This is a genomic window from Vibrio scophthalmi (assembly GCF_040869025.1).
GTDB lineage: Bacteria > Pseudomonadota > Gammaproteobacteria > Enterobacterales > Vibrionaceae > Vibrio > Vibrio scophthalmi.
In genome coordinates, this window is the sequence record NZ_CP134272.1 from 570,041 (window position 1) to 583,152 (window position 13,112).

The 13,112-nt window shown below is 45.5% G+C and carries 19 protein-coding genes; 2 read left to right on the forward strand and 17 right to left on the reverse strand.

Features of this window, described 5'->3' with window-relative positions; all coding sequences use genetic code 11:
- Window positions 1-123: 123 nt before the first annotated feature.
- Window positions 124-744, forward strand: a complete 621-nt coding sequence (locus RJD38_RS17530; RefSeq protein WP_005593473.1) for a YitT family protein — start codon at window positions 124-126, stop codon at window positions 742-744.
- Between the two features lie 267 nt (window positions 745-1,011).
- Here RJD38_RS17530 and RJD38_RS17535 read toward each other — a convergent pair whose 3' ends face one another.
- The 14 genes from RJD38_RS17535 to catB form a co-directional block, all read right to left on the reverse strand.
- Window positions 1,012-2,622 (reverse strand): BCCT family transporter, encoded by a 1,611-nt coding sequence (locus RJD38_RS17535; RefSeq protein ID WP_005593474.1) that lies wholly within the window; start codon window positions 2,620-2,622, stop codon window positions 1,012-1,014.
- Between the two features lie 220 nt (window positions 2,623-2,842).
- Entirely contained in the window at window positions 2,843-3,061 is a 219-nt protein-coding gene (locus tag RJD38_RS17540) for a hypothetical protein (protein ID WP_009385940.1), read from the reverse strand.
- A gap of 71 nt (window positions 3,062-3,132) precedes the next feature.
- Window positions 3,133-3,342: a hypothetical protein gene (locus RJD38_RS17545; protein ID WP_009385939.1), complete on the reverse strand. Its 210-nt coding sequence runs from the start codon at window positions 3,340-3,342 to the stop codon at window positions 3,133-3,135.
- A gap of 337 nt (window positions 3,343-3,679) precedes the next feature.
- On the reverse strand, window positions 3,680-3,886 hold the full coding sequence (locus RJD38_RS17550) for a hypothetical protein (RefSeq protein ID WP_065546739.1): 207 nt from the start codon (window positions 3,884-3,886) through the stop codon (window positions 3,680-3,682).
- 79 nt (window positions 3,887-3,965) lie between these two features.
- Window positions 3,966-4,154, reverse strand: coding sequence for a hypothetical protein (locus RJD38_RS17555; RefSeq protein ID WP_065546740.1), 189 nt, complete (start codon window positions 4,152-4,154; stop codon window positions 3,966-3,968).
- Between the two features lie 79 nt (window positions 4,155-4,233).
- Window positions 4,234-4,422 carry a hypothetical protein gene (locus RJD38_RS17560; protein ID WP_065546741.1) on the reverse strand — a complete coding sequence of 63 codons (189 nt, stop codon included), beginning with the start codon at window positions 4,420-4,422 and terminating at the stop codon, window positions 4,234-4,236.
- A 78-nt stretch (window positions 4,423-4,500) separates the two neighbouring features.
- Entirely contained in the window at window positions 4,501-4,689 is a 189-nt protein-coding gene (locus RJD38_RS17565) for a hypothetical protein (protein WP_009385207.1), read from the reverse strand.
- 777 nt (window positions 4,690-5,466) lie between these two features.
- Complete coding sequence (locus RJD38_RS17570; RefSeq protein WP_065546742.1) at window positions 5,467-5,685, reverse strand: hypothetical protein; 219 nt, start codon at window positions 5,683-5,685, stop codon at window positions 5,467-5,469.
- Window positions 5,686-5,764: 79 nt separating this feature from the next.
- Window positions 5,765-5,953, reverse strand: a complete 189-nt coding sequence (locus RJD38_RS17575) for a hypothetical protein (RefSeq protein ID WP_065546743.1) — start codon at window positions 5,951-5,953, stop codon at window positions 5,765-5,767.
- Window positions 5,954-6,031: 78 nt separating this feature from the next.
- Complete coding sequence (locus RJD38_RS17580) at window positions 6,032-6,220, reverse strand: hypothetical protein (RefSeq protein ID WP_065546741.1); 189 nt, start codon at window positions 6,218-6,220, stop codon at window positions 6,032-6,034.
- A 79-nt stretch (window positions 6,221-6,299) separates the two neighbouring features.
- Window positions 6,300-6,488, reverse strand: a complete 189-nt coding sequence (locus tag RJD38_RS17585) for a hypothetical protein (RefSeq protein ID WP_065546744.1) — start codon at window positions 6,486-6,488, stop codon at window positions 6,300-6,302.
- A 79-nt stretch (window positions 6,489-6,567) separates the two neighbouring features.
- Window positions 6,568-6,756: a hypothetical protein gene (locus RJD38_RS17590; RefSeq protein WP_065546745.1), complete on the reverse strand. Its 189-nt coding sequence runs from the start codon at window positions 6,754-6,756 to the stop codon at window positions 6,568-6,570.
- 267 nt (window positions 6,757-7,023) lie between these two features.
- Window positions 7,024-7,908, reverse strand: coding sequence for a LysR family transcriptional regulator (locus RJD38_RS17595; protein ID WP_005598114.1), 885 nt, complete (start codon window positions 7,906-7,908; stop codon window positions 7,024-7,026).
- Window positions 7,909-8,067: 159 nt separating this feature from the next.
- Window positions 8,068-8,691, reverse strand: a complete 624-nt coding sequence (gene catB / locus RJD38_RS17600) for a type B chloramphenicol O-acetyltransferase (RefSeq protein WP_065546746.1) — start codon at window positions 8,689-8,691, stop codon at window positions 8,068-8,070.
- A 246-nt stretch (window positions 8,692-8,937) separates the two neighbouring features.
- Between catB and RJD38_RS17605 the strand changes: the two genes are divergently transcribed.
- Complete coding sequence (locus tag RJD38_RS17605; RefSeq protein WP_065546747.1) at window positions 8,938-9,879, forward strand: endonuclease/exonuclease/phosphatase family protein; 942 nt, start codon at window positions 8,938-8,940, stop codon at window positions 9,877-9,879.
- A 27-nt stretch (window positions 9,880-9,906) separates the two neighbouring features.
- Here the strand turns inward: RJD38_RS17605 and RJD38_RS17610 are convergent, their stop codons facing one another.
- Genes RJD38_RS17610 through RJD38_RS17620 form a run of 3 tightly spaced genes read right to left on the reverse strand, consistent with a single transcriptional unit; the run spans window position 9,907 to window position 12,886 of the window.
- Window positions 9,907-11,004, reverse strand: coding sequence for an ABC transporter permease (locus tag RJD38_RS17610; RefSeq protein WP_197497823.1), 1,098 nt, complete (start codon window positions 11,002-11,004; stop codon window positions 9,907-9,909).
- 2 nt (window positions 11,005-11,006) lie between these two features.
- Window positions 11,007-11,933, reverse strand: coding sequence for an ABC transporter ATP-binding protein (locus RJD38_RS17615; RefSeq protein WP_005598122.1), 927 nt, complete (start codon window positions 11,931-11,933; stop codon window positions 11,007-11,009).
- Between the two features lie 2 nt (window positions 11,934-11,935).
- Entirely contained in the window at window positions 11,936-12,886 is a 951-nt protein-coding gene (locus RJD38_RS17620; protein WP_005598123.1) for an HlyD family secretion protein, read from the reverse strand.
- Window positions 12,887-13,112 lie beyond the last annotated feature (226 nt).

Here is a 13,112-nt window from a genome sequence, read left to right on the forward strand (position 1 = left end):
CGCTCTGCCTGTAAAGCGGTTACTACAGGGTGTTTGTAATTAAATTGTGAACAAAATTCGACATATCCTTTCTAAATCGCCATCGTAAAGTGATTACGTTCAATGGTGATTTAGGCGGGAATTTTGGATAGTGAACATACATTACGTGAAAATATTTTGGCACTGCTACTGGGCAGTGCTTTGGTTTCTTTAGGTGTTATCTTCTTTAATCATGTAGGTCTGTTAACCGGGGGAACGGCTGGATTAGCCATCTTCATCACCAAAGTTAGCACCTTAAGTTTTGGCCAAGTCTTCTTCCTTATCAATCTCCCTTTCTATTTGCTCTCTGTGACACGCATGGGTTGGCGTTTTACCTTAAATACGTTTGCTGCGGTCAGTCTAGTATCACTTGCGGTTGACCATCTCTACCATGTTATTGAACTGAAACACATTATGCCTTTATATGCGGCATTGATCGGTGGCGGTCTAATTGGAACGGGAATGTTGATTATTTTTCGCCACAGAATGAGCCTTGGTGGGTTCAGCATTCTGGCGTTATATCTTCAGGATCGATTTGGCATTCGGGCAGGTAAAGTTCAGATGGCATTAGATTGTAGCATCGTCGTGATGTCGGTATTTATTGTTGATTGGCGGCTTATCGGTTTATCAATATTAGGTGCGATTATGACCAATCTTATTGTTGCGATGAACCATAAGCCAGGACGATATCAACCACGTGCGGATAAAAAAGCGCCCACACGATAAGCAATCGTATGGGCGAAAAAGGGCAACAATTTGACATTGTTAATTGGAGATGTTGGCAACATCCTTATTCAAACTGTTATAAAGTATCCGCGATCTTTAGAATGACTTTGTAGCAGCGTAACCAACGATGCGTAACTTAACATTATCATTACGATTTATTAATCCTTAAAATCACAAAGATAATTTTCATTATTGCAAGCGGCGTGCTACAGAGAATAGAGAACAGAGGAACGTGCTCACCATTGAGCACGTTCGTTTATGCATAGGTTATGCTTTCGTTGAAGAAGCTTCACCAAATTGCTGTTGTGCCATCGCTTTGGCAATTTGTGGGGCTTGCCATAACGAAGGCAATAACACAAACGACACTGGTACTGCGGTGATGACAATGAATGACTGCAAGGCCGATATACCGCCGGAACCCATCGAAATCAGAGCAATCGCAACCAGCCCCATCAAAATACCCCAAAAGGCACGCATTGCACCGCTTGGTTGCGTTGATCCTGTTACCACCACACTGATGGTGTAAGTCATTGAATCACCGGTCGTGACGATGAAGGTGGTGGTGAGAATCAAAAACAACACCGCAATGACGGATGGCATAGGCAGTTGATTGGTAATTGCAAGTAGGACACCTGGTAGGTTAAATCCTTCGAACGCCGTTGATATAACGCCTGGTTCCGCCAGTTCATAAGCAAGCCCTGAACCACCGACAATGCTAAACCAGAAGCAAGTGATCAGCGGTGCGATGATGGAGATAGAGAGAATCAATTGGCGAATAGTACGACCACGAGAAATTCGCGCAATAAAGATTGCCATCATTGGGCCGTAACCAATAAACCAACCCCAGAAAAATACCGTCCACCAACTAAGCCAATCAGTATCGCCGCGATAGAGCGCCATAGGTACGAAGTTGTTGACCATTTTCGCCACACCTTGCATATAGCCGTCAATAATGAAGCTTGTTGGGCCAAATAGCAGGATGAAGATGATCAGTGCCGCGGAAAGAATAATGTTATAGCGACTGATGAGCTGAATACCACGGCTCAGACCGCTAAGAGCGGATAAGGTATACATCGCGATGGCAAACAGTACCACCAGACTTTGCGTGATTAATGTATCTTGCACGCCAAATAGAGAGTTAAGTGCATAGCTAATTTGCAGACCAAGAAAACCAATCGGTCCAATGGTGCCAGCCGCAACCGCGATAATACAGAAAGTATCCGTAAGGGTGCCAATCCAGCCGTTGATCGCCTTATCACCAAAAATAGGGTACAGCAAAGTACGAGGCTGTAATGGCAAGCCTTTATCGTAATGCAGGTGCATTAGGACAATTGCCGCTAAGCTTCCCAGAATAGCCCAAGCAAGGAATCCCCAGTGCAGGAATGACTGTGACAAGGCATTGAGTGCCAGGGTACGACCTTCTGCTTCACCATAAAAAGGAGGTGAAGAGACAAAGTGAGCAATCGGCTCCGCAGCGGCCCAAAAAACACCGCCACCAGCAAGTAAGGTACAAAGAACAATCGCCAACCACTTGAAGGTGTCGAGCTCTGGGGTTTTAAGATTACCGAGTTTAACGTCGCCTGTGCGAGCGAAGGCAAGATAGAGACCAATAATAAAGTTGGCCAGCAAAAGTATTTGCCAAAATGGGCCAAACCATTGAGTCACTTTAGAGAATCCAACTTGAATCACGCTGGACAGAGTAGGGGTATCGAAAACAGCAAGCAGTACGAAGAGAACGAGAAAGCCGCCACTTAACCAGAGTACTGGACTGGAGAAGGCGTTTACCGTGTTTGATGCATCACTTTGTTCGGGGGGATGAGAAGCAAGGTAATTTTCATCTGCTGATTTACGAGCAACAGATTGTGTCAAATTCGACATTGAGTGTTCGCTTTTATCGTCGTCAGCCGTTTAATTCAGTCTGTGTTGTGCGACATATTGTTGAGCTGATCGGTGAATTTTCCTCGTCTATTGCAGAGTCATTTTGTGACCTAGCAAAGGTTGAGGCTGTGAAAGGGGCGCTATATTAACACATTTGAAGGTAGGAGGAAAATCGAGGTAAACGATAGGAAAAACGTTGCTCATCCCTGAGCATAGCGAATTATTTCATTTTAGCAGCAACTTCAAGCATTTGATCTGCACTCATACCGGTTGTGATATGGCCAGTTGCGACACCTTGAACGGCTTGTTGAGTCGATAAGCCAGCTGCGGTTGCTTGTTGGATCAAATCACCGTTTAAACCATTGTTAGAACCAGCGCCGCCAGCAGCGAAAGCAGAAACAGAGAATACTGATAGAGCGATAATAAGTGCGTTTTTCATCATATTTACCTTTGACTGTTTATTGTGTTTTATTTTTGTTGGTCTATTTGATTTTTTTGGTTGACGATGAATTAACGAACGGAGTTAACCATCTGCTCTGCGCTCATACCGGTTGTGATGTGGCCAGTTGCAACACCTTGCACCGCTTGTTGAGTTGACAGGCCAGCAGCGGTTGCTTGTTGGATCAAATCACCGTTTAAACCATTGTTAGAACCAGCGCCGCTAGCAGCGAAAGCAGAAACAGAAAATACTGATAGAGCAATAACAAGTACGTTTTTCATGATGTGTGACCTTATTGTTGAACTGTAATTTACGGGCAACCCCGTGTACAAAATTCATATTAATGTGATGTTGGTCGCACTTACAGGAAATCCAGGATTTCCATTTTGGAAATCTTTGTGATGCGCATCTCGTTTTTTTGTTGTTCGGTTATCCCATGCGTCATGATGACAGTGGAGAAGAGGTTTACGGTTGGTGACAGTTTGAAGTGACTGTGCGTCGTTGAGTGATGATCGAAGCACGAAAGATAAATGGAGGTATCAAGCAGAAGAATAAATTGAAGCGGCAGATCAGAAGATTGTTTAGAGCGAAAGCGAGCTCGTCCATGAGCGCTGCGAATTACTTAACGGCTTGGGTCGCTTCAAGCATTTGCTCAGCGCTCATACCTGCACCGATATGACCATTTGCGACACCTTGCGTAGCTTGTTCAGTAGAAAGACCCGCCGCGGTTGCTTGTTGAATCAAGTCGCCATTTAGACCGTTGTTAGAAGCTGCGAAAGCCGAAACAGAGAATACTGATAGAGCGATGATGAGTGCGTTTTTCATAATATTTACCTTTTGTCTATTGGGTCACCGAGTGTGACGATGGGTTGTGCTGTTTGCGTTGAGCTATTTACCTACAAAATTACTCAGCATTCATGCCTGTAGTGATATGGCCGGTTGCGACACCTTGTGTGGCTTGCTCAGTTGAAAGACCCGCCGCCGTTGCTTGTTGAATTAAGTCGCCATTTAAGCCGTTGTTAGACGCTGCGCCGCCAGCAGCGAAAGCCGAAACAGAGAATACTGATAGAGCGATGATGAGTGCGTTTTTCATAATATTTACCTTTTATCTATTGGGTCACCGAGTGTGACGATGGGTTGTGCTGTTTGCGTTGAGCTATTTCTCAACAAAGTTACTCAGCGCTCATACCAGTAGTGATATGACCGGTTGCGACACCTTGTGTGGCTTGTTCAGTAGAAAGACCTGCCGCCGTTGCTTGTTGAATTAAGTCGCCATTTAAGCCGTTGTTAGACGCTGCGCCGCCAGCAGCGAAAGCCGAAACAGAGAATACTGATAGAGCGATGATGAGTGCGTTTTTCATAATATTTACCTTTTATCGATTGGTCACCGAGTGTGACGATGGTTTGTGCCGTTTGCGTTGAGCTATTTCTCAACAAAGTTACTCAGCGCTCATACCAGTAGTGATATGGCCGGTTGCGACACCTTGTGTGGCTTGCTCAGTTGAAAGACCCGCCGCCGTTGCTTGTTGAATTAAGTCGCCATTTAAGCCGTTGTTAGAAGCTGCGCCGCTAGCTGCGAAAGCTGAAACAGAGAATACTGATAGAGCGATGATGAGTGCGTTTTTCATAATTGGTTTACCTTGTTGTTTGATTGTTTTAGCGGGTTTCCCCTCTCGACAGGAATGATATTACCGAGATGTAGGTCACATGTAGAGGAAAGGCAGGCTTTCCATTCTGGAAACTTATGTGACTTGGATCGCGCTTATGCATGGTGTGAATGGTTGGGTCGGGTTGTAGGCCCTTTTTGGCGGGGAAGGGAAAGTAATTGATCTTTGTTTCTTAGCTGTTATAGCGAAGAAAATAAAACTGGCTAATTTGAATAAGTCAGAGTTGCTGTATTTTTCGAACAGGTGAGAGAGCAACAAATCGAGTTCATTGACACCGGTTATCTACGTAAATGACGACTCTTTGGATTGGACGATGTGTTCAGTTGCTTATCGCGCTGCTTAACTGGCTATCTATCGAAGCCGATCGAATGATAACAAACCGCAATTAGAAAGAAGGATCTTGTGCTCGACGATTTGGGATATTTATACAGTATCTGCAACGCAACCAAAGGTTCGGTGTACAGATTCACTTGTTCTAGATGGGATGGTGGTGATGTAACGCATATCAAACCTCTCATACCATCATGGGCGTTGCATTATAAACAACAATACAATGGTTTGTGGAAGTGAGTCAGTTAGGTTGAAGAGTCGTGAAAGCGCATGACGGTTTAGTGTTGGATGAGATAATAGATGGAGGTATTGGAGTAAAAACGCAGGGGCTAATCAGGAAATTAACAGCGCGGAATTTAATTGGGACACTTCTAGCGTGAAAGCGAGCTCGTCCATGAGCGCTGCGAATTACTTAACGGTTTGAGTCGCTTTAAGCATTTGCTCAGCGCTCATACCTGCACCGATATGACCATTTGCGACACCTTGTGTGGCTTGCTCAGTTGAAAGACCCGCCGCGGTTGCTTGTTGAATCAAGTCGCCATTTAGGCCGTTGTTAGAAGCGGCACCGCCAGCTGCGAAAGCCGAAACAGAGAATACTGATAGAGCGATAATGAGTGCGTTTTTCATAATGTTTACCTTTTATCTATTGGGTCACCGAGTGTGACGATGGTTTGTGCGGTTTGCGTTGAGCTATTTCTCTACAAAGTTACTCAGCGCTCATACCAGTAGTGATATGACCAGTCGCGACACCTTGTACGGCTTGCTCAGTAGAAAGGCCTGCCGCCGTTGCTTGTTGAATTAAGTCGCCATTTAAGCCGTTGTTAGACGCTGCGCCGCCAGCTGCGAAAGCTGAAACAGAGAATACTGATAGAGCGATGATGAGTGCGTTTTTCATAATATTTACCTTTTATCGATTGGTCACCGAGTGTGACGATGGTTTGTGCCGTTTGCGTTGAGCTATTTCTCTACAAAATTACTCAGCGCTCATACCAGTAGTGATATGACCGGTTGCGACACCTTGTGTGGCTTGCTCAGTTGAAAGACCCGCCGCGGTTGCTTGTTGAATTAAGTCGCCATTTAGGCCGTTGTTAGAAGCTGCGCCGCCAGCAGCGAAAGCCGAAACAGAGAATACTGATAGAGCGATGATGAGTGCGTTTTTCATAATATTTACCTTTTGTCTATTGGGTCACCGAGTGTGACGATGGTTTGTGCCGTTTGCGTTGAGCTATTTCTCTACAACATTACTCAGCGCTCATACCAGTAGTGATATGACCGGTTGCGACACCTTGCATGGCTTGTTCAGTAGAAAGACCCGCCGCCGTTGCTTGCTGAATCAAGTCGCCATTTAGGCCGTTGTTAGAAGCTGCGCCGCCAGCAGCGAAAGCCGAAACAGAGAATACTGATAGAGCGATGATGAGTGCGTTTTTCATAATATTTACCTTTTATCTATTGGGTCACCGAGTGTGACGATGGTTTGTGCTGTTTGCGTTGAGCGAGTTGCTTACAAAGTTATTCAGCGCTCATACCAGTAGTGATATGACCGGTTGCGACACCTTGCGTGGCTTGCTCAGTTGAAAGACCCGCCGCGGTTGCTTGTTGAATCAAGTCGCCATTTAAGCCGTTGTTAGAAGCTGCGCCGCTAGCTGCGAAAGCTGAAACAGAGAATACTGATAGAGCGATGATGAGTACGTTTTTCATAATTGGTTTACCTTGTTGTTTGATTGTTTTAGCGGGTTTCCCCTCTCGACAGGAATGATATTACCGAGATGTAGATCACATGTAGAGGAAAGGCAGAGTTTCCATTTTGGAAATTTATGTGACTTGTGTCGAATTGATGCGCTGGCTGAATGGTTGCTTTTGGGGGAAAGCTTTGTAACACGGACGATAGCAAGCAATAGGCCCTGAATGATCAGGGCCTATTAATAAAGGAAAAATAACCAACTAAGTGAATAAATCGGCGTTGACTTATTCAGTCAGTTGGTTGAGAACGCGGTGGCAGGTGTTATATAGCCATTCCTTTTGAGGATCGTTTTGTTTGGCTCTGTGGTAGCTCATAACGCACTTAACACGCATATCTGATAATTTAGGTAGAGCAATACCACGACAGTTCTCAGGGATTAGGCGTGACATCGTGAAAGAGTAATGATCGGAATTTCGCACAATATTTTCGATCGCGAGTGTATTCTCGACTTCCACGGTCGGCGTGACTTGGTAACCAATTGCGGCGAGACGTTCTAATAGTGGATAACGAACGTCATTCCAACCTGGGTTACGGGTGATCACAAACGGATAGTCAGTTAACTCTTCAAGCGTTTGTGCGGGATGACCGTTACGCACATAAAACGTTGGGGAAACTTCACAGATGGATTTTTGTAATATGACTTGCGGTAGAGTTTCATCATAAGTGTTGAATAAAACGGAATTTTCACCTTCAACTAGGCGTGAGCGAGCCTCTAAGCTCCATTGGCGCATTGATATTTTCGCTAAAGGTGCATCTTTACGTAGGGCAAGATAGAGTTTATCGCCAAAGTTATCCCAAAATAGGGCGTGCCCATAAAGGATGATTTCTTGCTTTAAGGTTTGCGGCGAAAATTCGGTATGTTGAATGGAGTCAAAGGTCGCCAATATATGCTCGAGGTGAGCAAGGTTGGTATCCATAAAGGTGGTAGGCTCAAAACCATGTCGGCCTTGGATAAACAGTGGGTCTTCAAAGTGTAACTTTAGCTTTGATAAAATCTTACTGATCGCACTGGACGTTTTGCCTAACGCGTCTGCGACGAGTTTAACGTTGCGTAGTTCGTACATTTTGACCAAAACATAAATGCTTTGGATATCGAGGTTGTGTCCCATAAGCCGCTCACGATGATCTCCATAATAGAAATATAGAGAATGAGAGGCGGCTAACTCAATGGAAATTCTGCAAGTTAATGTGAGGTGCGCCGCATAAGATGGGTAATAAGGAGGTTTGTATTCATTTACACACCGCAACGTAGCGACGAGTGAATGGCTTTAGCCTTTTTGCCAGTATGTATAAAGCTGGCCAATCTCTCCACTGCAAAGCAAAGGTATCGCTTGTTCGAGCTGCGGCTCTGGCCACTCCCACCATTTCATTTCTAATAGCTGGGCAATTTGTTGCTCTGAGAAGCGCTGTCGAATCACTTTAGCTGGATTACCACCAACAATAGTGTAAGGCGCCACATCTTTAGTGACGACCGCACGGCTAGCGATAACTGCCCCATCACCAATTTGAACTCCGGACATAATCATCGCTTCTGAACCGACCCAAACATCATTGCCAATAGTGGTATCTCCGGCGCGCTGGAAGGCATCCTGAGCTTGGCTAAATAAGGGATTATCTTGGTAAAAGAATGGAAAGGTTGCAGCCCAATCGTGTCGATGGCCTTGGTTCCCCGCCATCATAAATACGGCCCCTGATCCAATAGAGCAGTAGCTACCAATGATGAGTTTATCGACATCATCGCGATCAGGCATAAGGTAACGAGCACAATCATCAAAGCTATGCTGATGATAATAACCAGAGTAATAGCTGTATTTTCCCACGATGATGTTGGGATTGGTGACTTGTTCTTGCAGTGATTTCCCGACAAAAGGGCTGGCGAAGTAGTTTTTCATATTGATTCTTTTTATGTTGAAAATGGCGCGACGGTGGTCGTTGCCTACTTGGGGGAATTATACTCCGGCTCAGAAAAAGTGCGATTCTTTCTCTCTGATCGACAGTTGTATTCTGCTTAGATGCAACCGTTTTGTTTTCTTGATAGGTAAGTTAGATAGTGATTATTGGCGCTTTGGCTGAGCGGTAACTTCTCTTTTATTGATGAACTCTTCCATACTTACATCATATCAAGGATGACTGGGGAGATGGGTTTGCTAAAAAAAATTGCGCTTTGGTTTGGAGTCGTTTTGCCTGCGGGGCTTTGGCTAGCGCTGTTCCTTAATGATGATATTTGGTGGCTAGAAAACGTTACAGGATATCCCGCGCTAATTTTCGGTTTATATGCGAGCCTGTGTGTTCTCTTTTTGATTTTTAAACAATGGTCAAAAGTGATTATTTGCGCACTCTTATCGTTGGCCTTTTTTATGCTAACGCCGGTCAACGAGCGGTCTATCATGGTTAAGTGTGAGAACAGTGTCTCGATTATCCAGTATAATATCTATTATGAAAATCCCGATACCAACCAACTGATTAACTACTTAATTAATCATCCGGCGGATTTAGTGCTACTACAAGAAGTGTCACCGAAAGTTGGTGTTGTGCTGCAGACTTTAAGTGACGTATATCCTTATGTTTATGGCGGCCAAGAAGGGGTTGGTTATCCCTCAGGACAGATGATACTAAGCCGTTATCCTTTGGTGGACAGTTCTGTTTTTATGACACCTGATCAGCAACATATTATTCGTACTACTTGGCAAGCTGGCCAGCAGCAAGCCATCACGGTATTTACCGCTCATCCTCCCTCACCACGAACCAAAGCACTTTGGTATCGCCGCAATGCGCTAATGAAAACCATTGAGTCACTCAATCATCTTTATCCAAGCGACGAAGTACTCGTTATTGGTGATTTCAATTTGTCATCAAGAAGCATGCGCTTCACTAAACTATTTCTAGGCTTTCAAACAGCACCAGTGGCCAGTTGGCCGAATTGGTTGCAGATTTCGTCAACGCCTGCTGCCTCAATGATTGGTATTGACCATCTATGGCTTAAATCAGCTAGTGGCTTACGACGAATTTGCCAGCGTGAAAGCTTGTCATCGCCTCATGGTTCAGATCATAAAATGATCCGAACCATGATAGGTTATTAGTGCTTGAGGTCTAAATCACGAGAGTCATTAATCGAGCGATTTTTTGAATCGCTTCGAAGCAATGAGAAGCCCAAGTAAAGTGAACCCTGCTAACCACAAGCTATCACGCCATAGATCAGTTAAGTCGGCGCCACGTAAGACAATACCGCGAATAAGGCGCATAAAGTGTGTCGCTGGCAGGACTTCTGAAATCCATTGTGCGATAACAGGCATGCCTTCGTAGGGGAACATAAAGCCCGAAAGTAGAATTGAAGGCAGCAATATAAACACCGTCATTTGCATTGCTTGTAGCTGAGTGGTCGCGATGGTTGAAATGACCAATCCGAGCGTTAAGCTGGCGGAGATAAACAGCAAAGTACCGAATAAGATTTGGCTCAGAGCACCGTTAATTGGCACGCCAAAAATAAAATGCCCTAAGCCGAGAATGATCACGACTTGAATTAGGCCAACGAAAATATAGGGAACGATTTTCGCAACCATTAACTCCATCGAATGGATCGGGGTGGTAATGAGTAACTCCAAATTACCGCGCTCACGCTCTCGAACAATCGCAGCACTGGTGAACAGGATCATCGTCATGGTTAAAATCACACCTAATAAACCCGGTACAATATTCACCGCCGAGTGTTGCGTAGGGTTGTAAAAGAGTGCAACTTCGAAAGTTTTCTGTGCTGGTGGCCGGATTTCAAAATCAAAGTCGGTTAACGGCATACTTTGAAGCGCCATAATCGCGTGGCTAATCATGGTATCAGAACCATCAACAATCCATTGACCGAGTTCACGGCCTTGTGCCATACGTTGAGTGAGATCAGATGGCAAGATGAGTGCCGCTCTAACTTGGCCATCTTGAATCGCTTGCTCAGCTTGCTGAGGAGTTGCGAAGCGTTGGGTAATATCGACAACTTGCGTCACTCGCACCGATTCAGTGATGACCCGTCCCGCGGCGCTTTGGCTTTGGTCAACGACAGCAATTGGAATATTGCGAACATCGGTATTAATCGCAAAGCCGAACAATAGTAGTTGGATAAGCGGGATCATTACCACCATACCAAAGGTGATGCGGTCACGAGAAAGCTGGCGAATCTCTTTTACCATGATGGCTTTCATACGGGCGATAGATTGCATCATTATTGGCGTCCTTCTCCGGTTACGGTAACGAACACATCTTCCAAACTTGGCCGAGCAAGATTCATCTCAGCATCTTTTAGTTCCGGAAAGTTATTGACCAGCCATTGAATTGGATTGGCCACTTGGTTACGAATGAGTACGCGTAAACGAATCCCTATCTGCGCCGCAGTACGTACCTCTGATTTCCCTAAAAGCTTGCTTTTCAATTGACGTAAGTGGGGCGCTTTAACCTCGACAATATTTACCCCCATTTCAGCCATCAGCTGTTCCGGTTCACCATCAGCACGAATAACCCCAGATTCCATAATCGCAAGCCGATGGCAGCGCTCCGCTTCATCCATATAGTGGGTGGTGATCAAGATGGTGGTGCCTTGATCGCTAAGATCAAACAACTGTTCCCAAAATTCCCGTCGGTTTTCTGGGTCAACAGCGGAAGTTGGTTCATCAAGAAATAATAGTTCTGGGTTGTGCATAGTCGCAGCCGCCAGCGATAAACGCTGTTTTTGTCCACCACTCATGCCTCCAACGCGTTGGTTGCGGCGCTGATCGAGGCCATAGATATCGAGCTGCTCGTCAATCCGTTGCTTGAGGGCACGGCTCGGCATACCAAATATTTGGCCGATAAACTGCAGGTTTTCCTTCACAGTCAGATCGTCATACAGCGAGAATTTCTGGGTCATATAGCCAATTTTTAAACGCAGCAATTCTGACTGGCGCGGTATCTCAAGCCCCAGAACATCCACTTCGCCTGAGGTTGGGCTTAGTAGGCCAGTGAGTACGCGAATCGTGGTCGATTTCCCGCAACCATTAGGGCCAAGAAAACCGTATATGCTGCCTTTAGGGACATTAAGGTTGATCCCTTCAATCGCGGTAAAGTCACCAAACTTTTTAATCACATTTTTGGCTTGGATAGCAAATTCCGTCATGCTTACTCCTTGAACAGCGCAACTTGCGCTGCAAGCCCAGAGGGCAGTGTGGTTGCACTTTGCTCCAAATCGACTTCAGCCAAATACATCCAACGAGAGCGTTCTTCTTCGGTTAAAGCGTAGTACGGAGTAAAAGAGGGCTCGGTGGCAACCCAGCGGACGGTTCCCTGATAGGGGGCTTCAACCCCATCGACAAACACTGAAACGTGTTTGCCCGGAATGAAAGTGACGCGGTAGTCTGCAGGAATATAAACCCGCGCATAAGGAACTTGGCTTGCTTGTACCACCGCCACAATACCGTTAACCGGAACTCTTTCTCCAAGGTTATAGGGTAAATTGTCTAATACACCATCGCGTGTGGCAATGATGGTTAAATCATCCAGATTTTGCTGTTCAAGGGCGACATCAGCTTGTGTCGCAGCCAGTGCGGCGCGCGCTTGTTCAATATCTTCAGGACGCGATCCTGCGGTGAGTTTACTGAATTCTTCATTTGCGGAATCTAACTCTGCTCGGGCAGAATCCCGCGCAGCTAAAGCGGTATCTTTCTCTGATTGGCTAATGAGTTTTTTACTAACTAACTCGGCTTTGCGCTGGTAGTTTTTTTGCGCCTCTGTGAGCTGCGCTTGTGCCCTGACAACGCGAGCTTGAGCGGCAGCAATGTCTTCAGGTCGTTCACCGTTGGTCAGTTTAAGTAAATAGGCGGCAGCTTTCGCTTGCTCTGCAATGGCGTGGGCCAAAACGGCTTGCTGACTTTTGGTATCGAGTTGAACCAGCACATCGCCCGCTGTCACTGCGGTGCCTTCGCGAATCGGCAATTGGCGGATAATCTCATTGGCAGTCGCGGAAAGAGTGACGCGATCGCGCTCAAGAGTACCGAGTGCTTTGTCTTTGTCGCTGGGGGAGCAAGCTGAGAGAAGTGAAATAAACAGTACACTAACGAGGATTTTTTGCATGCTCGATTCCTTAGAATGGGGGCAACTCTTTATAGAGTAACGAGTTTGCCACAGCGACGATGTGATCCATTACGAACTTATGTTTTAGGATTCTCTATTTAGAATAGGGTAGTGCTTTTACTAAGCATTAGAAAAGAAAGATAATTCCACTATATTCATCAATTGATGAATTATGGGGATAACAGCAATACAGCGAATAAAATAAAGGCTTAACGGTGCGTTAAGC

Bases quoted from the DNA above. Each gene is read 5' to 3' on its own strand.
- RJD38_RS17535 (WP_005593474.1), bottom strand. From the start codon at position 2,622: ATGTCGAATTTGACACAATCTGTTGCTCGTAAATCAGCAGATGAAAAT.
- RJD38_RS17540 (WP_009385940.1), bottom strand. From the start codon at position 3,061: ATGAAAAACGCACTTATTATCGCTCTATCAGTATTCTCTGTTTCTGCT.
- RJD38_RS17545 (WP_009385939.1), bottom strand. From the start codon at position 3,342: ATGAAAAACGTACTTGTTATTGCTCTATCAGTATTTTCTGTTTCTGCT.
- RJD38_RS17550 (WP_065546739.1), bottom strand. From the start codon at position 3,886: ATGAAAAACGCACTCATCATCGCTCTATCAGTATTCTCTGTTTCGGCT.
- RJD38_RS17555 (WP_065546740.1), bottom strand. From the start codon at position 4,154: ATGAAAAACGCACTCATCATCGCTCTATCAGTATTCTCTGTTTCGGCT.
- RJD38_RS17560 (WP_065546741.1), bottom strand. From the start codon at position 4,422: ATGAAAAACGCACTCATCATCGCTCTATCAGTATTCTCTGTTTCGGCT.
- RJD38_RS17565 (WP_009385207.1), bottom strand. From the start codon at position 4,689: ATGAAAAACGCACTCATCATCGCTCTATCAGTATTCTCTGTTTCAGCT.
- RJD38_RS17570 (WP_065546742.1), bottom strand. From the start codon at position 5,685: ATGAAAAACGCACTCATTATCGCTCTATCAGTATTCTCTGTTTCGGCT.
- RJD38_RS17575 (WP_065546743.1), bottom strand. From the start codon at position 5,953: ATGAAAAACGCACTCATCATCGCTCTATCAGTATTCTCTGTTTCAGCT.
- RJD38_RS17580 (WP_065546741.1), bottom strand. From the start codon at position 6,220: ATGAAAAACGCACTCATCATCGCTCTATCAGTATTCTCTGTTTCGGCT.
- RJD38_RS17585 (WP_065546744.1), bottom strand. From the start codon at position 6,488: ATGAAAAACGCACTCATCATCGCTCTATCAGTATTCTCTGTTTCGGCT.
- RJD38_RS17590 (WP_065546745.1), bottom strand. From the start codon at position 6,756: ATGAAAAACGTACTCATCATCGCTCTATCAGTATTCTCTGTTTCAGCT.
- RJD38_RS17595 (WP_005598114.1), bottom strand. From the start codon at position 7,908: ATGGGACACAACCTCGATATCCAAAGCATTTATGTTTTGGTCAAAATG.
- catB (WP_065546746.1), bottom strand. From the start codon at position 8,691: ATGAAAAACTACTTCGCCAGCCCTTTTGTCGGGAAATCACTGCAAGAA.
- RJD38_RS17605 (WP_065546747.1), top strand. From the start codon at position 8,938: ATGGGTTTGCTAAAAAAAATTGCGCTTTGGTTTGGAGTCGTTTTGCCT.
- RJD38_RS17610 (WP_197497823.1), bottom strand. From the start codon at position 11,004: ATGCAATCTATCGCCCGTATGAAAGCCATCATGGTAAAAGAGATTCGC.
- RJD38_RS17615 (WP_005598122.1), bottom strand. From the start codon at position 11,933: ATGACGGAATTTGCTATCCAAGCCAAAAATGTGATTAAAAAGTTTGGT.
- RJD38_RS17620 (WP_005598123.1), bottom strand. From the start codon at position 12,886: ATGCAAAAAATCCTCGTTAGTGTACTGTTTATTTCACTTCTCTCAGCT.